Source organism: Streptomyces sp. G5(2025), from assembly GCF_049542075.1.
In the GTDB taxonomy this organism is placed as follows: domain Bacteria; phylum Actinomycetota; class Actinomycetes; order Streptomycetales; family Streptomycetaceae; genus Streptomyces.
Map to the genome: position 1 here is coordinate 4381970 of NZ_JBMUZT010000006.1, position 21912 is coordinate 4403881.

Consider the following 21912-nt stretch of genomic DNA (forward strand, 5'->3'; position numbering starts at 1 on the left):
GACAGCTGATGCGACAGCTGGCGAAACCCTCCGCCTTCAAGCGTCCCCGGTTCTCGGGGAAGCTCACGACCTGGCAGCTCACGGCGGGTGCCGCCGCCTTCGGCCTGGTGATCTCGGCCGGGGCGGTGGCCGCGGCCGGCCCGTGGGACTCCTCAGGTCAGCGTACGGCGGAGCGGGAGTGGGCCGCCGCCCAGGAGGCCGGGGGTGGCGCAGATCACGGCGGTCGTACGTCGGGACAGGGGCCCGAGGCCGCTCCGAGCGCCCCCGCGGTGCTCGCCGGGCTCGGCGCGCCCGCGGGGACGGCGCCGAGGCCCACGGACCGCGCCCTCGCGGACGTACTCGACCCGCTCCTGAAGGCCCCCGCGCTCGGCCCGAAGCGCTCGGCGGTCGTGCTCGACGCGGCCTCCGGGAAGCGGGTCTACGACAAGGGCGCGGGGGAGGAGCTGACGCCCGCGTCGACCATAAAGATCGCGACGGCGGTCGCGGCGCTGTCCGCGGTGGGCCCCGACCACCGCATCGCGACCAGGACGGTCGTGGAGCCGGACTCGCGGGACCTCGTCCTGATCGGCGGCGGCGACCCCACGATGACCGCCCGTGAGGACGGCCGCTACACCGACACGGCCGCGAGCCTGCGCCGACTGGCCGAGGACACCGCCCGCGCGCTGAAGGACCGCGACATCGACGAGGTGCGGCTCTCCTACGACACCTCGCTGTACTCCGGGCCGCCGCAGCACCCCATCGGCCCGAACGAGAACATCACCCCGGTCAGCGCCCTGATGGCCGATGAGGGCCGCCTCGACGACTCCACCAGCGGACCGGCGCCGCGCTCGGCGGACCCGGCGGGCGACGCGGCGAAGAAGTTCGCGGGCTTCCTCAAGGACCACGGCATCGCGACGCAGGCAGACCCCGGCCCGACCAAGGCCTCCGAGCGTGCCGCGTCCCTCGCCGAGGTCGAGTCACCGCCCCTGTCCGCCCTGGTCGAGCGGATGCTGACCCACAGCGACAACGACATCGCCGAGGCGCTGGCCCGCCAGACGGCTCTCGCGGCGAAGGAACCCGCCAGCTTCGACGGCGCGGGCGACGCGGTCCGCGCTGAGCTGGCCGAGCTGAAGCTGCCGGTCTCGGACGCCGAGATCGCCGACGGCAGCGGCCTCGACCGTGCCGACCGGATCTCCGCCGAGCTCCTCGCCGCGCTCCTGGGCCGCGCCGCCGACCCGGGCCGCCCCGAGCTGCGCCCCGTGGTGACGGGCCTGCCCGTCGCGGGCTTCACCGGCACACTCGTCGACCGCTACCCGAAGGACTCCCCGGGCACCGGCGTCGTCCGCGCCAAGACCGGCACGCTCACGGGCGTGAACACCCTCGCGGGCACGGTGGTCGACGCCGACGGCCGCCTCCTCCTCTTCGCCTTCATGACCACAGGCACCACAGACCCCCAAGCGGCCCAGTCGTCCCTGGACCACATGGCCTCCACCTTGGCCAACTGCGGCTGCCGCTGAAGCGCCCCGTAGGGGCGCGGGGAACTGCGCGCTCAGCCACAGCCAACCCGCCACGACCCCCGACGCCCCGGCCCCCTAAGGGCCACCCCAGGGCAACCTGGGGGGTCAACCCCCTCCACCAGAGGGGCCAAGCACGTACCGTTGACGCATGACGAGCATCGGTGGTGCGGAGATGGTCGACTGGAATCTCGCGGTGGCGACCGCGACCCGCCTCGTGCGGCCGGGCCCAGAAGTGAGCAAGGACGAGGCACGCGCCGTCGTCGCGGAACTGCGCCGGCACGCCAAGTCCTCGGAGGAACACGTCCGTTCCTTCACGGGGATGGGCACGGAGGACACCCACGACACCCCCGTCCTCGTCGTCGACAGAGCAGGCTGGATCCGGGCGAACGTGGCCGGTTTCCGGGAGATCCTCAAGCCCCTCCTGGAGAAGATGCAGGACAAGCGCGGCAGCGGACCCGGCGGCGCGGTCCTCGGCGCGGTCGGCGGCAAGGTCACCGGCGTAGAGCTGGGCATGCTCCTGTCGTTCCTGGCCTCCCGCGTCCTCGGCCAGTACGAGACCTTCGCCCCGGCCACCCGCGCCCTCCCCGCGGGGGCGAACGGCGGCGGCAGGCTCCTCCTCGTCGCCCCCAACATCGTGCACGTCGAGCGCGAGCTGGACGTCGACCCCCACGACTTCCGCCTCTGGGTCTGCCTCCATGAAGAGACACACCGCACCCAGTTCACCGCCGTGCCCTGGCTGCGCGATCATCTCGAAGGCGAGATCCAGTCGTTCCTCGGCGAGACCGAGGTCGACCCGATGACGGTCCTGGAGCGCATCAGGGAGGCCGCCCAGACGTTCGCGGGCGGCCGATCCGAAGACGAGGGTGGCGAAGAAGGCGGGACCGCCGCCGACGGTGGCCGCTCCATCGTCGAGCTGGTGCAGACCCCCGCCCAGCGTGAGATCCTCGCCCGCCTCACCGCCGTGATGTCCCTCCTGGAGGGCCACGCGGACTTCGTGATGGACGGCGTCGGCCCCGACGTGGTGCCCTCCGTCGAGGAGATCCGCGAGAAGTTCAGGGAGCGCAGGGCCCGTGGCGCGAGCCGCCTTGACCAGGCGCTGCGCAAGCTGCTCGGGCTCGACGCGAAATTGCGCCAATATCGGGACGGCGAGCGCTTCGTGCGCGCGGTCGTGCAGGAGGTCGGGATGGACGGCTTCAACCGCGTGTGGACTTCGCCGAACACCCTGCCCACGAAGGCGGAGATCGCCAAACCGGCGGACTGGGTCGCGAGGGTGCACCGTAAGGGAGACTGAGGGACCGAATGCGGCCGATGGCAGGAGAACGCCCCAGCAATCACCCGTCCGAGGGACCGTGGGCGATGGATAGGCGTGCGATGCTCGGGGAACGGCTCGGTTCTGTCACCATCGACACACTCTGAGTGACTGACGCTCGGGGGTGCCGAGGTCTGGTCCGCGCGACCAGGCCCGGCCTCCCCAGTGGGTCCTGAGTGATTGGTCCGAGGCTCACCCCCGAACTTCATGAAGGGAACCGGACATGGGTCCCCATCCTGCGGTCGCGGCGATACGCCTGGCGGTCCGCCGCGTACTCCACGACGTACTGACCGACGTACAGCGCAGCTCCGACAGCGCCCCCACCCACCCCTCGCACTCCCCACCCTCCCCACACGAGCCGACCCAGCAGCCGCTCGTGCTGGTCGCCTGCTCCGGTGGCGCCGACTCCATGGCGCTCGCCTCCGCCCTCGCCTTCGAAGCGCCCAAGCTCGGCATCCGCGCCGGCGGTGTCACCGTCGACCATGGACTGCAACCCGGCTCCGACCTCCGCGCCGCCGAGGTCGTCGTCCGGCTGACCGCCCTCGGCCTCGGCCCGGTGGAGTCCGTGGCCGTCGAGGTCGGCCGGTCCGGCGGCCCGGAGGCCGCCGCCCGCGACGCCCGCTACGCAGCCCTGGACGCCGCCGCCGAACGGCACTCGGCGGCCGCCGTCCTGCTCGGCCACACCCGCGACGACCAGGCGGAGACCGTCCTGCTCGGTCTCGCCCGCGGCTCCGGCACCCGCTCCCTGTCCGGAATGGCCGCGGCCTCGGGGGTCGCCGGCCGTTACCGCCGCCCCTTCCTGCACATCGACCGCCAGACCGCCCGCAAGGCGTGCATGGTCCAGTCGCTGCCCGTCTGGGACGACCCGCACAACGCCGACCCCGCCTACACCCGCTCCCGGCTGCGCCACGAGGGTCTGCCCGCCCTGGAGAAGGCCCTCGGCAAGGGCGTCGTCGAAGCCCTCGCCCGGACGGCGCAGCTCTCCCGTGACGACGCCGACGCCCTCGACATGTGGGCCGACCAGGCCGAGCCGACCGTCCGGGACGCCGCGGGCCTCCTGGAGTGCGCCAAGCTCTACGCCCTGCCGCCCGCCGTACGCCGCCGCATCGTGCGCAGGGCCGTCACCGAGGCCGGGGCGCCCGCCGGTTCGCTCTTCGCCCGGCACATCGAAGAGGTGGACCGTCTGATCACCGGCTGGCGCGGCCAGGGAGCCATCAATCTCCCGGGCAAAGTCGTGGCCCGGCGCCAGGGTGGCAGACTGGTGATCCGGCAAGGCTGACGTGAGGCCCGTGCTCATCGCGGGCCGGTCGGCCGGTGGGACGACCGAAAGTGATGCGGGTGGACGCGAAAGACATGGGCACCGACCTCAAGTCGGTGCTCATCACCAAGGAAGAGATCGACGCGAAGCTGGCCGAGCTGGCAGCGAAGGTCGACGCGGAGTACGCGGGCAAGGACCTGTTGATCGTCGGTGTCCTCAAGGGCGCCGTGATGGTCATGGCGGACCTGGCGCGCGCGCTGTCCACCCCCGTCACGATGGACTGGATGGCGGTGTCGTCGTACGGCGCGGGTACGCAGTCCTCCGGCGTCGTGCGGATCCTCAAGGACCTGGACACCGACATCAAGGGCAAGCACGTCCTGATCGTCGAGGACATTATCGACTCCGGGCTGACGCTGTCCTGGCTCCTGTCGAACCTCGGTTCGCGCGAGCCCGCCTCCCTGGAGGTGTGCACGCTGCTGCGCAAGCCGGAGGCGGCGAAGGTCGCGATCGACGTGAAGTGGATCGGTTTCGACATCCCCAACGAGTTCGTCGTGGGCTACGGCCTGGACTTCGCGGAGAAGTACCGCAACCTCCCCTTCGTCGGCACGCTGGCCCCGCACGTCTACGGCGGCTGACGCCCGTGAGCGCGTAAGCCCGTAAGCGTCTAAGCCCGTATGGCCTGACATCCGCGGGACTGCGTACGGCGGCGGGGAACCCTCACCCGTTTCCCGCCGTTGAACCATGCGAAGACGGGTTTGCCAGCCGTCCCGTGCGGCTTCGGGTCACAATGCTGGGGTACCGTCCGAAGAACAGTCTTTATCAAACTCACTATGGCAGGAGGGACGGGGCGTCATCGCTCCGTATGGATGGACGTGAAGCGATACTTCCGTGGGCCAGTCATGTGGATCGTGCTGGCCGTCCTTGCCGTGGTCGTGTTGATGCAGGTCGTCGGCTCGTCCGGTGGCTACAAGACGGTTGACACCGGTCAGGTCGTTCAGGCGATCAACGACGACAAGGTCGAGTCCGCCAAGCTCACCACCGGTGACGAGCAGATCATCAAGGTCGAGCTCAAGGACGGCCAGAAGGTCAAGGGCAGCAGCAAGATCCAGGCGAGTTACATCGGCGACCAGGGCGTCGCCCTCGCCAATTCGCTGCAGACCAAGTACGAGAGCAAGGACATCCCGGACGGTTACACCGTCTCCCCGTCGAAGCAGAACCCCTTCGTCGGCATCCTGCTCTCCCTCCTCCCCTTCGTCCTCATCGTCGTCGTCTTCCTGTTCCTGATGAATCAGATGCAGGGCGGCGGCTCCCGGGTCATGAACTTCGGGAAGTCCAAGGCCAAGCTCATCACCAAGGACACCCCGAAGACGACCTTCTCCGATGTGGCGGGTTCGGACGAAGCCGTCGAGGAGCTCCACGAGATCAAGGAGTTCCTCCAGGAGCCGGCGAAGTTCCAGGCCGTCGGCGCCAAGATCCCCAAGGGCGTCCTCCTCTACGGCCCGCCCGGTACCGGCAAGACGCTCCTCGCGCGCGCCGTCGCCGGTGAGGCCGGGGTGCCGTTCTACTCGATCTCCGGTTCCGACTTCGTCGAGATGTTCGTCGGTGTCGGTGCCTCCCGAGTGCGTGACCTCTTCGAGCAGGCCAAGGCGAACGCCCCGGCGATCGTCTTCGTCGACGAGATCGACGCGGTCGGCCGCCACCGCGGCGCCGGCCTCGGCGGTGGCCACGACGAGCGCGAGCAGACGCTGAACCAGCTGCTCGTCGAGATGGACGGCTTCGACGTGAAGGGCGGCGTCATCCTGATCGCCGCCACGAACCGGCCCGACATCCTCGACCCGGCGCTCCTGCGCCCCGGCCGCTTCGACCGGCAGATCGCCGTCGACCGCCCGGACATGCAGGGCCGTCTTGAGATCCTCAAGGTTCACCAGAAGGGCAAGCCGGTCGCCCCGGACGTCGACCTGGGCGCGGTGGCCCGCCGGACCCCCGGCTTCACCGGCGCCGACCTGTCGAACGTGCTGAACGAAGCGGCGCTCCTGACGGCGCGCGGCGACAAGAAGCTGATCGACAACCACTCGCTGGACGAGGCGATCGACCGTGTCGTGGCGGGCCCGCAGAAGCGGACCCGGATCATGTCCGACAAGGAGAAGAAGATCACCGCGTACCACGAGGGCGGACACGCCCTGGTCGCGGCGGCCTCGCCGAACTCGGACCCGGTCCACAAGATCACGATCCTGTCCCGCGGCCGGGCCCTGGGTTACACCATGGTCCTGCCCGAAGAGGACAAGTACTCCACGACACGCAACGAGATGCTCGACCAGCTCGCGTACATGCTGGGCGGGCGCGCGGCCGAGGAGCTCGTCTTCCACGACCCGACGACGGGCGCGGCGAACGACATCGAGAAGGCCACGGCCACCGCTCGCGCGATGGTCACGCAGTACGGCATGACCGAGCGTCTCGGCGCGATCAAGTTCGGCGGGGACAACACCGAGCCGTTCCTCGGGCGCGAGATGGCGCACCAGCGGGACTACTCGGAAGAGGTCGCCGCGCTGGTCGACGAAGAGGTCAAGAAGCTCATCGAGACCGCGCACAACGAAGCGTGGGAGATCCTCGTCGAGAACCGCGACATCCTCGACAACCTGGTTCTCCAGCTCCTGGAGAAGGAGACCCTCGGCAAGGAGCAGATCGCCGAGATCTTCGCCGGGATCGTGAAGCGCCCGGCCCGCCCGGCGTGGACCGGCTCCTCGCGGCGCACCCCCTCGACCCGTCCGCCGGTGCTCTCCCCCAAGGAGCTGTCCCTGACGAACGGCGCGAACGGCGCCACCACCCCCGCGGTGACCGCCGGTGGCACGGAGCAGCACATCGAGGTCGCCCCGGAGGACCGCCCCGAGAGCTGACCGCGCCGCGCGCCTCAGCGGGCCCGGAATGATCGCCGCGCCCCCCAGGTTTTAGCCTGGGGGGCGCGGCACTTTCGTACGCCCGCGTGAGACGCACAGGAACGAGGCACAACATGACCGACCCGGTGACCCTGGACGGCGAGGGCTCGATCGGCGAGTTCGACGAGAAGCGGGCCGAGAACGCCGTGCGCGAACTGCTGATCGCCGTGGGAGAGGACCCCGACCGGGAGGGCCTCCTGGAGACTCCGGCACGCGTGGCGCGGGCGTACCGGGAGATATTCTCCGGGCTGTGGCAGAAGCCGGAGGACGTGCTGACGACGACGTTCGACCTCGGGCACGACGAGATGGTCCTGGTGAAGGACATCGAGGTCATGAGTTCCTGCGAGCACCATCTGGTCCCGTTCGTCGGCGTCGCCCACGTCGGGTACATCCCGTCCACCGACGGCAAGATCACCGGTCTGTCGAAGCTGGCCAGGCTCGTGGACGTGTACGCGCGCCGACCTCAGGTGCAGGAGCGGCTGACCACGCAGATCGCGGACTCCCTGATGGAGATACTGGAGCCGCGCGGTGTGATCGTGGTCGTCGAGTGCGAGCACATGTGCATGACGATGCGCGGGGTCCGCAAGCCCGGCGCCAAGACGATCACCTCCGCGGTCCGCGGTCAGCTGCGCGACCCCGCGACGCGCAATGAGGCGATGAGTCTGATCATCGCCCGCTAGCCCGATTGTCAGTGCTTCCCTCTACGGCCCTGCATCAGTGAGATCGACCGCTGATCGAAGGGCTGACTGCCGCAGGCACGGTGCTCGCCTGGACTCCGGCTCGCACGTTGTGCCGGTCACGTCTGACGATCAGACCGGGCTATGAGTTCGGGTACATGATCGGCGCCATCTGTTCGGATGGCACTGTCGGTACGGACTACGTGTCGTTGGTCGTCAACGATGAAGGGTTCGCTGAGCGGTGTCTACGCTGCCTGGCTGCCGCCACACGCCTGCGAGGCCGACTGGAGCCGGTGTCGCGGCCCTCTGGCTACTTACGGCGTGAAGTTCCCGGCTTTCGGGTCCGCGTGGTCTCGTCATACCTCGCGGACCTGATAACCGGCCTGCGTGCGGGACGTTCAGGCCGGAGCAGCACCCGGCACAGCTACGGGAGTCGGTGTGGACCCAAGTCCGCGAAGTGCGTCGGCGTACGGCAGGGGACAAGCCTTACACCCTCTACGGATTCCAGCTCGACCCCCGCCCCAGCTACCTGGACAGCGGTCACCTGGCCCGGCAGCAGTGGTGACCGTCTACGCCGGGGCCGCCTGGCCGCCGCCTTCCTCGTCGTCGTCCTCGGGGAGCTTGCAGACCCGCTCCAGGAAGAGCGCCGCCGCTATCACCGCGATGCCCATCAGGACCGAGAGCCCGGCGTAGATCGCCTGGTCGCGGCGGGGCGGGATGTCGAGGAACTCCAGCAGGAACGCGCCCACGCCGCCGTACATCCCCGCGACGAGTGCCACGACCAGGGCGCTGGCCTGGCCGAAGACGACGGCGCGGGCGGCCATCATCGGCTCCACGCCCTTCGCGCCGGGGCGGCGCTCACGCTGGGCACGCAGGCGTGAGCGCAGCGAGAGCGCCGTGGACAGGAGCACGACGGCGATCACCGCGAGCACGATGGGCGCGGCCAGCGGGACCCTGGGCAGGGTGCCGACGGAGTCCCACAGGCGGGCGCCCGACCAGGACAGCACTCCGGCCACGACGAAGAGGCCGGCCAGTGTCCTGATGCGCAATTGCTTCACGAGTGACCCTTCATCGCCTTCATCGCCGTCATCGTCGTACGGATCTTGGTACGGATCTTGTAGACCCTAACGACTATTCGGGCAGCCGGAGTTCCAGATCGGCGCGCGGCGCGACGCCCTCGCGGGTGACGGAGGCGAGCAGCTCGGCCACCGCGCCGCGGCCGGTCAGCTGGGCCTCGGGGTCGATGTCGTGCCAGGGGGCGAGGACGAAGGCGCGTTCGTGCGCGCGCGGGTGGGGCAGCGTGAGCGCCGGGTCGTCGGAGACCACGTCGGCGTACGCCACGATGTCCACGTCGATGGTGCGCGGGCCCCAGCGCTCGTCGCGGACGCGGTGGAAGGCCTCCTCGACGGCCTGCGCGCGCTCCAGGAGCGAGGAGGGCGGCAGGGTGGTCTTCACCACGACGACGGCGTTGAAGTACGAGGGCTGGGTGCCGGGGTCGACGCCCCACGGCTCCGTCTCGTACACCGGAGAGACCGACTTGACCCGCAGGCCCGGCGTGTCCTCCAGGGCGTCGATGGCGCCCTGGAGGGTCTCCAGACGGTTGCCGAGGTTGCTGCCGAGGGAGATCACCGCCCGCTTCGGGTTGGACAGGGTGCTGTCCGCGGCGTCCACCTGCTCGACCACGGAGGTGGGCACCGGCTGGACGGTCGGGTCGCTCTGACCCGGTTTGAAGGGCGCAGTCATACTCGGCTCCGGATGATGGTGACGGTCACGTCGTCGAAGGGGACGGTGATCGGGGCGTCCGGCTTGTGCACGCACACCTCGACCTCCAGGACTCCTTCGTGCTTCAGACACGTCTGGGCGATGCGCTCGGCAAGGGTCTCGATCAGATCGACCGGTTCGCCCTCGACGGCGGCCACGACCTCTTCGGCCACGACGCCGTAGTGCACGGTCTTCGCCAGGTCGTCGTCGGCCGCGGCCGCTCGCGTGTCCAGGCCGAGAACCAGGTCCACGATGAAGGTCTGGCCCTCTTCGCGTTCCCGCGGATAGACACCGTGGTGCCCGCGGGCCTTGAGGCCGCGCAGCGCGACACGATCCACGCGAATCACTCCTGCAATCGTCGGTATCGGCAGGCCTGCACCGAGTGCGGTCGGCACACCAGCCTCGATCGAATCTACCTGCGAGCACTGACAGTGCTCGCCCGCGGGGCCTTCCGACGGGGCGCGGCGGCCCCGTGATCCGGCGTGATCCCGCTTCTTTTTCCGCTCTCTACCCACTCAGGAGGGGGGTTCGTCACCCTCGTCGTCGTCGGTTTCGGCCAGCACGGGCGAGGCGTGGTGGGACCACAGTTTCCAGCCGTCGGGTGTGCGGCGGAACACATTCGTGGCGACCACGAGCTGACCCACGAGCGGGCCGAGCTCTCCGCCGCCCTCCGGGGGCGGGCCGCCGCTGAGGATGTTCTCGGTGCAGGTCACCAGGGCCGTGTCACCGGCCACGCCGACCTTCACGTCGGTCAGGAAGAACTGGATGTACTCGGTGTTCGCCATGATCAGCGCGTACGACCTGAGGACCTCGCCGCGGCCGGTGAGGACGGGCCAGCCGGGGTGGACGCAGGAGATCGCGTCCCCGTCGGCGGTCCCGTCCACGCTCTCGTCCGTGCGGTCGTCGTCATCGCCGGTGACGCCGTCGGCTTCGGCGTCCAGCCACAGGTCGGAGACCTTGTCGAAGTCGCCGCGCTCCAGCGCTTCGTAGAAGGCCGTGTTGGCGAGTTCCACCTGCTCGACGTCTGTACGGGCCGCCCCGGTCACCGGTGGCCGCCCGCGGCGTCCGTCACGGCCTGGGCGACGCGCACGGCGTCGGCCGTGGCCCGCACCTCGTGCACCCGGACCGCCCAGGCGCCCTGGTGGGCGGCGATGGCGGAGACCGCGGCGGTGGCGGCGTCGCGCTCGCGGGCCGGCGGCGGGGCGCCCTCGGGGCCCGCGAGGACCCGGCCGAGGAACCGCTTGCGGGAGGCGGCGACCAGCACGGGGTGGCCCAGTTCGCGCAACCGGTCCAGGTGGGCCAGGAGCGCCAGGTCGTGCTCGGCCTCCTTGGAGAAGCCGAGGCCGGGGTCGACGACGATGTGCTCGGGGGCGATGCCGCCCTCAATGGCGGCCTGCACGCGCGCGTGGAGCTCGTCGACGACTTCGCAGACCACGTCCTCGTAGACGGGCTTGGCGTGGATGTCGGTGAGGAAGCCCCGCCAGTGCATGACCACGAAGGGGGCGCCGGCGGCGGCGACGGCGGGGACCATGCGGGGGTCGGCGAGGCCGCCGCTGACGTCGTTGACCAGGACGGCGCCCGCGGCGAGGGCCTGCTCGGCGACGGTGGCGCGCATGGTGTCCACGGAGACGGTGACGCCCTCGGCGGCCAGGCCCCGCACCACGGGGACGACGCGCTTGAGCTCCTCGTCCTCGTCCACGCGCGTGGCGCCGGGACGGGTCGACTCGCCGCCGACGTCCACCAGGTCCGCGCCCTGGGCGACCAGGTCGACGCCGTGCTTCACGGCGGCCGTGGTGTCGAACCAGCGGCCGCCGTCGGAGAAGGAGTCGGGCGTGACGTTCACGACGCCCATGACCGCGCAGCGGTCCCACTCCGGCAGCCCCTGGACCGATCCCCGCCCGCTCAACGTACTCATGTCTCCAGCGTAGGCCCGGACGGGGGCGGGTTACGCCGCCTGCATCTCGCGTTCCGCGGTCTGGTGCGGGCAGGGGCGGCGCTGCGGGGTGCCCCTGCGCAGGAAGCGGGGCAGCGCCAGGGTCACGAAGCCCTCGGCCTGCATGGCGGCGAAACCGATGCGGGGCAGGTCCTTGCTGGAGCGGTAGACGACGAAGCGGGGCTCCCAGCGGGGGCGGAACTTCGCGTTGAACTTGTACAGCGACTCGATCTGGAACCAGCGGGAGAGGAAGACCAGCAGGCCCCGCCAGGCGCGCAGGACCGGGCCCGCGCCGAGCTTCTCGCCGCGTGCGAGGGCCGCGCGGAACATCGCGAAGTTGAGGGACATGCGCGTGACGCCGAGCTTCGGGGCGGCCTGGAGGGCGGCGACGATGAGCAGTTCGTTCATGCCGGGGTCGGCGGCGCGGTCGCGGCGCATGAGGTCCAGGGAGACGCCGTCCTTGCCCCACGGCACGAAGTGGAGGACTGCCTTCAGGTCGCCGTAGGGGCCCGGCTCCTCGTCCGCCTTGTGGGCGGTGGCGATCAGACAGTCGCCGTCGTTCGGGTCGCCGATGCGGCCGAGCGCCATGGAGAAGCCGCGCTCGGTGTCGGTGCCGCGCCAGTCGTCGGTGGCCCGCTGGATCCGGGTGAGCTCCTGCTCACCGAGGTCACGGATGCGCCGCACGCGCGTCTCGTAGCCATTGCGCTCGATCCGCTTGACCATCTGGCGTACGTTGCGCATCGCACGCCCGGACAGGGAGAAATCCGCGACGTCCACCACCGCCTCGTCACCCAGTTCGAGGGCGTCGAGGCCGGTCTCGCGGGTCCACACCTCGCCGCCGGTCTCGGAGCAGCCCATGACGGCGGGCGTCCAGGAGTGGGCCTTCGCCTCGTCCATGAAGCGCTCGATGGCGCCGGGCCAGGCCTCGACGTCGCCGATGGGGTCGCCGCTGGCGAGCATCACTCCGGAGACGACGCGGTAGGTGACGGCGGCCTTGCCGCTGGGGGAGAAGACGACGCCCTTGTCGCGGCGGAGCGCGAAGTGGCCGAGCGAGTCGCGGCCGCCGTGCTTGTCGAGCAGCGCGCGCAGCTTGGTCTCGTCGTCCTCGGTGAGGCGCGCGGCCGGGTGCTCGGGCCGGAAGGCGAGGTAGACGGTGGTGAGGGCGGTGAGCATGCCGAGGGCGCCGAGGGAGAAGCCGACGGTCCAGGACGTGTCCCCGTAGTACGCGACGGGGCCCTCGAAGCCGAACAGGCCGTAGAGCACGTGCTCCAGGCGCTCCGTGATGCTGGGGTCCCCGATGACCCTGCCCGGGTGGACGCTGACGATGACCAGGCCCAGCAGAATCGATCCGGCGCCGAGGAGCACGAAGTTGGCCAGCGCCCGCCAGCGGCTGCGCGGATCGGGCAGGGCCGTGAACTCACTACGATGACGCAGCAGCAGCGCGAGGAGCGCGAGCGAGATCAGGACACCGATCACCGAGTGGCGGTACGCGAACTGCGCCATGGCGCCCGCGGGCAGCAGCACCACGGCGGCCCGCCAGGCACGCCGCTTGTGGCGCCGCAGACCGTGCGCGAGCAGGAGCAGGAGGATGCCGGAGCTGAGCGCGAGTGCGGCCGCGAAGGGGCCGAGCGCGCCGGGCAGCACCTCGGCGATGGCGTGCATGCGGCTGTACCGGAAGCGGGGGAAGACACCCGCCGCGACGTTCAGCAGACCTACGAGGGTGCAGGCTCTGGCGACGAGGGTCGGTACGGTCTCGGGGCGCGGACCGCGCAGTATCCGGCGGAGGCGGCTGTCGCGGTGGCGATCCTCACTCCCCGGAACCCCACCCGACATTTCCCCATCTATCCTGACAGACATCGCATCCCGTAGTTCTGCGAGAGAGCTTGAATCCGGTGCCAAAACGGCATCCGGCACCATTGCGCCCTCTAGGACGGTTCTTCGGGGAAACGGGTTCATTCCCGGTCGGAAACCGCTGGAAAAGCGCAGGCAAGGCTTTCGGCAAGGAGCCGGCAAGGCCAGAGCCCCGATCCGGTCCCGCCGCGGCAAGCCCGAGGCAACGGTAGTAGAAAGCGCAGGCAGGAAAACCCCATGGGTCTCACGAGCAACAAGGTCCTCGCCCTTGCGGTCTTGCTGGCCGTACTGCTCTTCTTCGGCACCATCTGGCTCTGGCCGCGGCTCGCCCGCCGCTCCTGGAAGGCGATCACGGGCCGCGTCGGCCTGCTTCTCGCCACTCAGGTGACGATCTTCGCATCAGTGGGGCTCGCGGCCAACCAGGCCTTCGGCTTCTACGCCACCTGGGCCGACCTCTTCGGCCAGGAGACGACGCCCGGCATCGTGGTGGATCACGATCCGGCCAAAGGAGCAGGGCCTGTCAAGGTCCTCGACACCAAGTCCGTGAACGTGCCAGGCGGCGGCCGTCCCGCCACCGGCGGCCAGATCCAGAAGATCGAGATCGGCGGGAAGGAGTCCCGGATAGGCTCCCCCGCCTACGTCTACCTGCCCCCCGAGTACTTCCAGTCGTTCTACCGCAACCGCACCTTCCCCGCGGCCGTGGTCCTCACCGGCTACCCGGGCACCGCCGAGGCGCTCATCAAAGGGCTGCACTACCCGCAGACCGCCCACCGGCTCTCCGCCGAGGGCAAGATGCAGCCGATGATCCTGATCATGCTGCGGCCGACCGTGGCGCCGCCGCGCGACACCGAGTGCGTGGACATCCCCGACGGCCCGCAGGCGGAGACGTTCTTCGCCAAGGACCTGCCCGGCGCCATCTCGCAGCACTACAGGGTGGGCACCAAGGCCCGGAACTGGGGCGTCATCGGCGACTCCACGGGCGGCTACTGCGCCCTGAAGTTCGCCCTGCACCACCCGGGTCAGTACGGCGCCGCGGCGGGCCTGTCGGCGTACTACAAGGCGCCCATCGACGTCACCACCGGTGACCTCTTCCACGGTGACGAGCAGCTGGAGCGGGACGCGGACCTGATGTGGTACCTCGACCACAAGCCGGCGCCCAAGACGTCCCTCCTGGTCACCACCAGCAAGAAGGGCGAGGACAACTACCAGGACACCCTGAAGTTCATCGACAAGGTGAAGGAGCCCACGCGCGTGTCGTCGATCACGCTCGAAAGCGGCGGGCACAACTTCAACACCTGGCGCAGGGAGATCCCCGCCACCCTCCAGTGGATGAGCGGGCGGCTCGACGACAACTGAGCCGCTCTTTTTTCGGCGGATTCGGCCGGCGGTCAGTCCGTGCCGATGGCCGCGATCGTCTCCAGCTCGACCTCCGCCCGCGCGATGTCCCGCGCGTCCGCCGCCGTCGACCGGCGCAGCGCCTCGTGCAGCCGGGCCGGTGTCAGCACTCCCAGGAAGCGGCCCTCGCTGTCCTTGTCGATGACCGCGATCCAGCCCGCGTCGTGCTGGAGCATCGTCGCGAACGCCTGCTTCAGGCTCGCCCCGACCGGGAGCCAGGCCTCCATGCGGCGGGCGTGCGCGCGGACCGTGCCGTCACCCACGCGCGCGTGCTCGGCGGAGATCCAGCCGTGCAGGTTGTTCTCGCCGTCCAGGACGACGGCCCAGCGGGCGTCGAGCTTTTTGGGCAGCGTGTCATCGAGGTGCACCACGGGCGGCTGTTCGAGGTCGCCCTCCTCGATCGGGGTCACGGAGAGCCGCTTCAGGCCGCGGTCCGCGCCGACGAAGTCGGCCACGTACGGGTTCGCGGGGGCGCCGAGGACCGTCGAGGGGGTGTCGAACTGCTCGATGCGGCCCTGGCCGTAGACAGCGATGCGGTCGCCGAGGCGGACCGCCTCCTCGATGTCGTGCGTGACGAACAACACGGTCTTGCGCACGGCCTGCTGGAGGCGCAGGAACTCGTTCTGGAGATGCTCGCGCACCACGGGGTCGACCGCGCCGAACGGCTCGTCCATGAGGAGCACCGGCGGATCGGCCGCCAGGGCGCGGGCCACGCCGACCCGCTGACGCTGGCCGCCCGAGAGCTGCTCGGGGTAGCGGTCGCCGAAGACGGCCGGATCGAGGCCGACCAGGTCGAGGAGTTCGGCGGCGCGCTCGCGGGCCTTGCCGCGCTTGACGCCGAGGAGGTGCGGGACGGTCGCGGTGTTCTCCAGGACGGTCTTGTGCGGGAAGAGGCCGACCTGCTGGATGACATAGCCGATGCGGCGCCGCAGTTGGACCGGGTCGGTCGCCGCTATGTCGTGGCCGTCCACAAAGATCCGGCCCTCGCTCGGCTCGATGAGCCGGTTCACCATCTTCATCGTGGTCGTCTTGCCGCAGCCCGACGGGCCGACGAGGGTGACCAGTTCACCCTCGGCGACCTCGAAGGACAGGTCGTCGACGGCCGTGGTGCCGTCCGCGTAGCGCTTGGTGACGTGCTCGAACCGGATCATGCTTCCCCATTGTGACGGACGGCGGCGGACGGCGGTGGACCGCAGTGGACAGCGATGGGCGATGGCGGGCGGTGGCGGGCCGCGCGTGGTGGTCGTGTCGCGGCCGTACGACGGCCCTCGGCGATTGTCAGTGCCTCGCGTTAGGGTCGCCAGACACGGGGGGACGTGTGTGCGGCATACGTCTGTGATTTCGGGGGAGGTGTGGGCGCGTGACCGAGCGGACCTGTCTGGTGACGAACGACTGGATCTGCGGGGAGTACGTGAGCACCCGCAGCCAGGAGCTGACCGACGCGACCCTTCAGCACATCGGGATCACGCTGACCTCCGTGGCGATCGGCCTCGCCGTCTCCCTGCCGCTCGCGCTCCTCGCGCGGCGGTGGCGCTTCCTGTCGGGACCGATCCTCGGCGTGACGACCGTGCTGTACTCGATCCCCTCGCTCGCGATGTTCTCCCTGCTCCTGCCCTTCTTCGGGCTCTCCGCCTCACTGGTCGTCACCGGCCTGGTGCTGTACTCCCTCACGGTCCTCGTGCGGAACATCCTGGCCGGGCTCCAGGCCGTCCCCGAAGAGGCGAGAGACGCCGCCAAGGGGATGGGGTACGGCCCGTTGCGACTCCTGTGGGAGGTGGAACTGCCGCTCGCGCTGCCCGCGTTGCTGGCCGGCGTCCGCATCACCACGGTCTCCACGGTCGCCCTGACGACCGTCGGCGCCATCGTGGACTACGGAGGGCTCGGCACCCTGATCCTCGACGGCCTCGACACGACCTTCAAGGCCCAGGTCCTCACGGCCTCCGCCCTGTGCGTCCTGCTCGCCGTCGTCGCCGACCTGCTGCTGCTCGCCCTCCAGCGATGGCTGACGCCCTGGACGCGGGTCCACCGAATACGGACGAGCCGCGACACGCGCAAGGCGACCGTGGCCAAGGTGGCTGAACCCGCATGAACGCGATCACAGGTGCGTACGACTGGCTGACCACCGGCGCCAACTGGCAGGGCGAGAAGGGGGTGTGGCACCGCCTGGCCGAGCACCTGTACTTCAGCGGGGTCTGCCTCGCCGTCGCCTGCCTCATCGCGCTGCCTCTCGCACTCTGGCTCGGCCACATCGGCAAGGGCGGCGCGCTCGCGGTCAACATCTCCAACGTCGGCCGGGCGGTGCCCACGCTGGCCCTGCTGATCCTGCTCACGCTCACCCCGCTCGGTGAGCACGGCGACGCCCCGACGCTGATCGCGCTGGTCCTCTTCGCCGTGCCGCCGCTGCTGACCAACGCCTACCTCGGGATGCGTGAGGTGGACCGGGCGGTGGTGGAGGCCGCGCGCGGGATGGGCATGAGCGGCGGTCAGGTGTTCGCGCGGGTCGAGCTGCCGCTCGCGTATCCGCTGATCATGACCGGCGTCCGGTCCGCCGGGGTGCAGGTCGTCGCGACGGCCACGCTCGCCGCGATGGCGGGCGAGGGCGGTCTCGGCCGGATCATCACCGCCGGGTTCAACCTGCAGAACACCCCTCAAGTCGTCGCGGGCGCCTTCCTGGTGGCGCTGCTCGCCCTGCTGGTGGAGGGGGTCCTGGTGGTGGTGGGGCGCGTTTTCGATCCGATGCGGCGGTCGGGCGGGGCGGTCCGGTGAGTTCTGTCTTCCTTCCCTTTCGAAATGGTGGTTCACCGATGTACAGCACAACGCGTCGCGTGCGACGGATGGCAGGTGCGGCCGCGGCCGTCGTGGCACTGACCGCGGGACTCGCCGCGTGCGGCGGGGACAGTCTGGAGAACAAGGGCAACGGCTCGGACAAGGGCGGCGGCAAGAAGGGGTCGCTCGTGGTGGGTTCGGCGCGCTTCACCGAGCAGAAGGTCCTCGCCGAGCTCTACGCGGGGGTTCTTGAGGAAGCCGGATATGACACGCAGGTCAAGACCGTGCAGAACCGCGAGATCTACAAGCCCGAACTGAAGAAGGGCTCGATCGACGTCGCGCCCGAATACGCCGCGACCCTCGCCGAATTCCTCAACCTGGAGAAGAACGGCCCGAAGGCCAAGGCCGTCGCCTCCAGTGATCTCGATGCGACGGTGAGGGCCCTGGAGAAGCTCGCGGAGCCACAGGGCCTGAAGGTGCTGCCGGCGGGCGAGGCGGTCGACCAGAACGCGTTCGCGGTCTCCAAGGAATACGCCGAGAAGCACAAGCTCAAGACCCTCTCGGATCTCGGCAGGTCGGGCGAGAAGGTCACGATCGCGGCGGGCGACGAATGCGAGTCCCGGCCCTTCTGCGCACCCGGACTGAAGACGAAGTACGGGATCGATGTCGCCGGAATCGATCCCAAGGGCGTCGGCACCACGCAGTCCAAGCAGGCCGTGAAGAACGGCACGGACCAGCTGGTGCTGACCACGACGACCGACGCGACGCTGAAGAACTACGACCTCGTGATCCTTGAGGACGACAAGAAGCTCCAGAACGCGGACAACATCCTGCCCGTGGTCAACGCCGAGGAGGCAGGCGGCAAGGAGATAGCCGACGCGCTCGCGAAGCTGACCAAGGTGCTCACGACGGAAGACCTCATCGAACTCAACCGGAAGGTCGACGAGGATCGGCAGAAGGAAGCGGATGTCGCGCACGACTATCTGAAGTCGAAGAGCCTCATCGGAAGTTGATCAAGAAATCGACTGAGTGGCTCCGGTGGAGGGGTGGGGAGTTGAAGCGAGTTTCTGATGTAGCACCTGCTTTTTGGCGGGCGGGGCACCAGACTTCGCCTACGCGCGGTAAGTTTCTGGCCATGCCACGTGGACGTCACCGCCATTCCCCACCCCTGCACAGGCTGCTTCCCCCTTCGACGGTCGCAGGCGTCTCCGTTCTCTGCGCCGGCGGCGCCTGGATGTTCGCGGAACCGGTCGTGCTCCGCGGACTTGTCGCGGCCGCGGCCGCCGCTGCCGTCGTCGGTTCGGTCGTCATGCGCCGCTGGGACCAGGCGGCGGGCAAGCGCGTCGCCGAACTCACGCGCGCGCGAGCGAGCGACGAGTGGCGCTACGAGGAACGGATGGCCGAGGCCGAGTCCGACTTGGAGGAGTCCCGCGAGCTGCGGGTCAAGCTGGAGACCAAACTGCGCGCCAAGCGGGCTGAGCTGGCCGCGCTGCGCAACGAGCACGCCGCGCTCCTGCGGCGGTACGCGACCGCCGAGACGGAGCGGGCCAGCGCCCTTGAGGGGCGGCGGCTGCTCGCCATAGAGGCATCATCCTCGGCGCCGGCGCCGGCGCCGGCGCCGGTGCCGGCGCTGCCGGCTTCCGGGGCGGACGCGGGTGAGGGTGCTGGTTCCGGTGGCGGTAGTGGCGCCGCGGATCTGGTGCCGGCTGTGCGGGCGGGAGCGCCGGTGCGGGCGGGGAGTTCTGCCGTGGGTCGCGCTCCGGGTGCGGGGGCTTCGGGTTCCGCCCCCGCGGCCGCCTCCGCGCCGGCCGTCCGGCCGGTCGTGGTTCCGACGCCGTCGCTCTTCGTGCTGGCCAACGCGGCGCTGGAGCGCATGGCGTCCCCGGCGGTGCCCGAGGCGCGGCCGGAGGTGGCCCGGGAAGCGGCCCCGAAGGCCGGGCCGGACGCGGAGGACGAGTCGCGGGGGAAGTCCGGGGCGGCCGGCGGATTCGGCGGGCACGAGCGCGCGGTCGCCGTCGCGCCGCCCGCGCAGACCCGGCGCCAGGCGCCCCAGGGCGGCTTCGACTTCTTCGGCACGAAGGGTGCGGCTCCCGCCGCGCTGGAGTCCGTGCAGAACGAGGACCTCGCCGACGTGGTGGGCGAGGAGGCCCTCGCGGTCCACAAGGCGGAGACCGAGGCGGAGTTCAAGGACGCGCCTGCCGGGGACGCGGCGGACGCGGGCCAGGTCATCGACCTGACAGCGCACGACGAGACGGAGCAGATCGACGTGGGGGTGCTGCGGACGGCCCTCCGGGCGTAGCGCTCCGCGGGTTGGGCGGGGTGTGTTCGCTGGGAGGCGGCTGTGGCTGGGCCGGCGGGTGGGTGTGTCGGCTGCGGGTGTGTTTGTGGCTGGGTGCGCAGTTCCCCGCGCCCCTTACGGGGCCGGGTGGTGTGTGCGGGTCGGTTGTGGCTGGGCGCGCAGTTCCTCGCGCCCCTTACGGGCACAGTCTCGGCGATTGGGGTTACGGGGTCATCCAGCGGTCCGGGCGGGCCTCCTTGCGGCCTGTGCGGGAGCGGGTCGCCTGGGACTGGAGGAGGGTTGCCGCCTCTGCGGCCGGCCGCAGGCGGGCCGTCACCGTTTTGTTGGCGCCCGTGTCCACCCGTATGTCGGCCACGCCCTTGTACCGCTCCCAGGGCCCCTGTGACAGCCGTACGCTCTGCACCTTGGCGTGCGGCACCAGCGACAGGCGCCGCTTGAACAGGCCGTGCCGCGCCGCGAAGACCGCGTCCGTGACCGCGAGGCCGTAGCCCTTCCACCAGAGCGGCACGCACCACGCCGCGCGCGCGGGAGGCCTGGACAGCTCGGCCGTGTCCGGCACGCGCGTGCCCGGCAGCACCCGCCCGATGACCGCCTCGGCGAACTCCCGCGGGGCGACCGGCACCAGCACACTGTTGGCCGAGCCCGCCACGTCCAGCTCGACCCGCACCCAGCCGCGCCGCCGCCACAGCAACGGCTGCACGACGTGCACGGTCTGCACCCGCCCCGGCGGCACCGTCTCGTGCGCCTTGTCGAGCAGGCCGTGGTCGATGCGCAGGCCGTCCGGGGACTCGCCCACCGTCCAGTCGTACTCCTTGATGAACCGGCCGCCGCTGCTCGCGAACGCGCCGCCCAGCATGGGCAGTCCGGTGGCGAGGACCGTCCACAGATTGTGCGTGGCGAACCACAGGAACGTGGGCACGACGACCGAGGCGACGAGCATCGCCCAGGGCGCGCCCGTCAGCATCAGGGAGAGGGCGAGCATGCGCGGCTGTACGTGCAACAGGCCGCGCACCGGCGCCTCGCCGACCTCACGTGCCTCCTCGGGGGCGAAACCGGCCGCCCGGGCGAGGAGTTCGGCCCGCAGCTCGGCGGCGTCGCGCTCGCCGAGGTAGGCCAGCTCGTCCTTCTTGTCCGCGCCGACGACGTCCAGCTTCAGCTTGGCCACCCCCGCGATGCGGGCGAGCAGCGGCCGCGTCACGTCGACGGCCTGGAGCCGGTCGAGCCGGATGTGGGCGGTGCGCCGGAAGAACAGGCCGGTGCGGATGCGCAGTTCGGTGTCGGTGACCGCGAAGTGGGTGAACCACCAGCTCAGGAAGCCGTACGCGGCACCTCCGAGGAGCACGGCCACGCAGCCGAGGAGCAGAGTGGTGGCCGTCAGTTCGGACAGGCGCTGCCGCGTGCCGTTCGGGTCGTGGACGGCCCAGCCCACCAGGATCGCGAACGGCGCCCAGGCGCGGCGCAGCGGCGTCACAGGATGCAGCCGCCGCTCGGTCACGGCCCCGCCGTCCTCGGTCGGCCCGTCCCCGCTCACAGCTCCGCCGTCCTCGGCCGGCGCTTCCCCGCTCACGGCCCCGCCGTCCTCGGCCGGCGCTTCCCCGCTCACGGCCCCGCCGTCCTCGGCCGGCGCTTCCCCGCTCACGGCCCCGCCGTCCTCGGTCGGCCCGTTCCCGCTCACCGCCCCGCTCACAGCCCCGCCGATCTGGCCTCGCCGAGCTCCGTCAGGCGGTCGCGCAGCCGCTCGGCCTCTTCGGGGAGCAGCCCCGGGATGCGCGCGTCGGTGGCGGCGGCAGCCGTGTGCAGCTGCACGCTCGCCAGGCCGAAGTGCCGCTCCACGGGCCCCGACGTCACCTCGACGAGCTGCATCCGGCCGTACGGCACCACGGTCTCCTCGCGCCACAGCACGCCCCGGCTGATGAGCAGGTCGTCGTCGCGCTCGGCGTACCGCCACGAGCGCCAGTTGCGCCCCAGCATCGGCCAGCCCCACGCCGCGACGGCCAGCGGCAGCAGTGCGAAGGCCGCCCACGCCGGGCCCGCGAAGAGGCCGAGCAGCACGCCGGTGGCCGCCGCGAGCGGCAGCAGCCAGAGCACCAGCAGCAGCCGCCGCATCCTCAGCAGACCCCGTGGCAGGCCCGTCCACACCGGTTCGACCCGTGCCCCCGCCGGTCCAGCGGTTCCTGCCGTCCCCGTTTCCATGCCCCCAGCGTACGTACGCCCTCCGACAACCGCGTAGGCCC

General features: G+C 70.7%; 21 protein-coding genes. 12 read left to right on the top strand and 9 right to left on the bottom strand.

The features are described from left to right. Positions 1-8 precede the first annotated feature (8 nt). The 7 genes from dacB to ACOBQB_RS30750 all read left to right on the top strand — a co-directional run bounded on the left by dacB (position 9) and on the right by ACOBQB_RS30750 (position 8238). Entirely contained in the window at positions 9-1496 is a 1488-nt protein-coding gene (gene dacB, locus ACOBQB_RS30720) for a D-alanyl-D-alanine carboxypeptidase/D-alanyl-D-alanine endopeptidase (RefSeq protein ID WP_423598868.1), read from the top strand. Positions 1497-1644: 148 nt separating this feature from the next. Then, on the top strand, positions 1645-2787 hold the full coding sequence (locus tag ACOBQB_RS30725) for a zinc-dependent metalloprotease (protein ID WP_423596277.1): 1143 nt from the start codon (positions 1645-1647) through the stop codon (positions 2785-2787). 241 nt (positions 2788-3028) lie between these two features. Beyond that, a complete protein-coding gene (tilS, locus tag ACOBQB_RS30730; protein WP_423596279.1) occupies positions 3029-4084 on the top strand; it encodes a tRNA lysidine(34) synthetase TilS in 1056 nt (351 codons plus the stop codon). A 53-nt stretch (positions 4085-4137) separates the two neighbouring features. After that, positions 4138-4698 carry a hypoxanthine phosphoribosyltransferase gene (gene hpt / locus ACOBQB_RS30735; protein WP_055565725.1) on the top strand — a complete coding sequence of 187 codons (561 nt, stop codon included), beginning with the start codon at positions 4138-4140 and terminating at the stop codon, positions 4696-4698. Positions 4699-4929: 231 nt separating this feature from the next. After that, positions 4930-6957: an ATP-dependent zinc metalloprotease FtsH gene (gene ftsH, locus ACOBQB_RS30740; RefSeq protein WP_423596282.1), complete on the top strand. Its 2028-nt coding sequence runs from the start codon at positions 4930-4932 to the stop codon at positions 6955-6957. Positions 6958-7070: 113 nt separating this feature from the next. After that, positions 7071-7676, top strand: a complete 606-nt coding sequence (gene folE, locus ACOBQB_RS30745; RefSeq protein ID WP_205034924.1) for a GTP cyclohydrolase I FolE — start codon at positions 7071-7073, stop codon at positions 7674-7676. A gap of 433 nt (positions 7677-8109) precedes the next feature. Beyond that, the gene (locus tag ACOBQB_RS30750; protein WP_423596284.1) at positions 8110-8238 is read left to right on the top strand and encodes a hypothetical protein; all 129 of its coding nucleotides are present in this window, start codon (positions 8110-8112) and stop codon (positions 8236-8238) included. A 4-nt stretch (positions 8239-8242) separates the two neighbouring features. On the opposite strand, the gene ACOBQB_RS30755 is transcribed toward ACOBQB_RS30750, so the two are convergent. The 6 genes from ACOBQB_RS30755 to ACOBQB_RS30780 form a co-directional block, all read right to left on the bottom strand. Continuing rightward, positions 8243-8731 (bottom strand): DUF3180 domain-containing protein, encoded by a 489-nt coding sequence (locus tag ACOBQB_RS30755; RefSeq protein ID WP_423596286.1) that lies wholly within the window; start codon positions 8729-8731, stop codon positions 8243-8245. 73 nt (positions 8732-8804) lie between these two features. Next, the gene (folK, locus tag ACOBQB_RS30760; RefSeq protein ID WP_423596288.1) at positions 8805-9416 is read right to left on the bottom strand and encodes a 2-amino-4-hydroxy-6-hydroxymethyldihydropteridine diphosphokinase; all 612 of its coding nucleotides are present in this window, start codon (positions 9414-9416) and stop codon (positions 8805-8807) included. Further along, on the bottom strand, positions 9413-9772 hold the full coding sequence (gene folB, locus ACOBQB_RS30765; RefSeq protein WP_423596290.1) for a dihydroneopterin aldolase: 360 nt from the start codon (positions 9770-9772) through the stop codon (positions 9413-9415). Before folB ends, folK begins: the two co-directional genes overlap by 4 nt. Positions 9773-9949: 177 nt before the next feature. Then, a complete protein-coding gene (locus ACOBQB_RS30770) occupies positions 9950-10480 on the bottom strand; it encodes a nuclear transport factor 2 family protein (RefSeq protein WP_423596292.1) in 531 nt (176 codons plus the stop codon). Next, complete coding sequence (gene folP, locus ACOBQB_RS30775; protein WP_423596294.1) at positions 10477-11349, bottom strand: dihydropteroate synthase; 873 nt, start codon at positions 11347-11349, stop codon at positions 10477-10479. The genes ACOBQB_RS30770 and folP overlap by 4 nt, the downstream gene beginning before the upstream one ends. A 30-nt stretch (positions 11350-11379) precedes the next feature. Further along, a complete protein-coding gene (locus ACOBQB_RS30780) occupies positions 11380-13200 on the bottom strand; it encodes a phosphatidylglycerol lysyltransferase domain-containing protein (protein ID WP_423596296.1) in 1821 nt (606 codons plus the stop codon). Between the two features lie 255 nt (positions 13201-13455). Between ACOBQB_RS30780 and ACOBQB_RS30785 the strand changes: the two genes are divergently transcribed. Further along, a complete protein-coding gene (locus ACOBQB_RS30785) occupies positions 13456-14574 on the top strand; it encodes an alpha/beta hydrolase (protein ID WP_423596298.1) in 1119 nt (372 codons plus the stop codon). A 32-nt stretch (positions 14575-14606) separates the two neighbouring features. On the opposite strand, the gene ACOBQB_RS30790 is transcribed toward ACOBQB_RS30785, so the two are convergent. Then, entirely contained in the window at positions 14607-15764 is a 1158-nt protein-coding gene (locus ACOBQB_RS30790; RefSeq protein ID WP_423596300.1) for an ABC transporter ATP-binding protein, read from the bottom strand. A 209-nt stretch (positions 15765-15973) separates the two neighbouring features. Between ACOBQB_RS30790 and ACOBQB_RS30795 the strand changes: the two genes are divergently transcribed. The 4 genes from ACOBQB_RS30795 to ACOBQB_RS30810 all read left to right on the top strand — a co-directional run bounded on the left by ACOBQB_RS30795 (position 15974) and on the right by ACOBQB_RS30810 (position 19678). Beyond that, entirely contained in the window at positions 15974-16702 is a 729-nt protein-coding gene (locus ACOBQB_RS30795) for an ABC transporter permease (RefSeq protein WP_423596302.1), read from the top strand. Then, positions 16699-17379: an ABC transporter permease gene (locus ACOBQB_RS30800; protein WP_423596304.1), complete on the top strand. Its 681-nt coding sequence runs from the start codon at positions 16699-16701 to the stop codon at positions 17377-17379. The genes ACOBQB_RS30795 and ACOBQB_RS30800 overlap by 4 nt, the downstream gene beginning before the upstream one ends. A gap of 38 nt (positions 17380-17417) precedes the next feature. Next, entirely contained in the window at positions 17418-18392 is a 975-nt protein-coding gene (locus ACOBQB_RS30805; RefSeq protein WP_423596306.1) for an ABC transporter substrate-binding protein, read from the top strand. 122 nt (positions 18393-18514) lie between these two features. Continuing rightward, positions 18515-19678 (top strand): hypothetical protein, encoded by a 1164-nt coding sequence (locus tag ACOBQB_RS30810; RefSeq protein WP_423596308.1) that lies wholly within the window; start codon positions 18515-18517, stop codon positions 19676-19678. Between the two features lie 202 nt (positions 19679-19880). On the opposite strand, the gene ACOBQB_RS30815 is transcribed toward ACOBQB_RS30810, so the two are convergent. Beyond that, positions 19881-21209, bottom strand: a complete 1329-nt coding sequence (locus tag ACOBQB_RS30815) for a PH domain-containing protein (protein WP_423598870.1) — start codon at positions 21207-21209, stop codon at positions 19881-19883. Positions 21210-21361: 152 nt separating this feature from the next. Continuing rightward, positions 21362-21871, bottom strand: coding sequence for a PH domain-containing protein (locus tag ACOBQB_RS30820; RefSeq protein WP_423596310.1), 510 nt, complete (start codon positions 21869-21871; stop codon positions 21362-21364). Between the last annotated feature and the right edge of the window lie 41 nt (positions 21872-21912).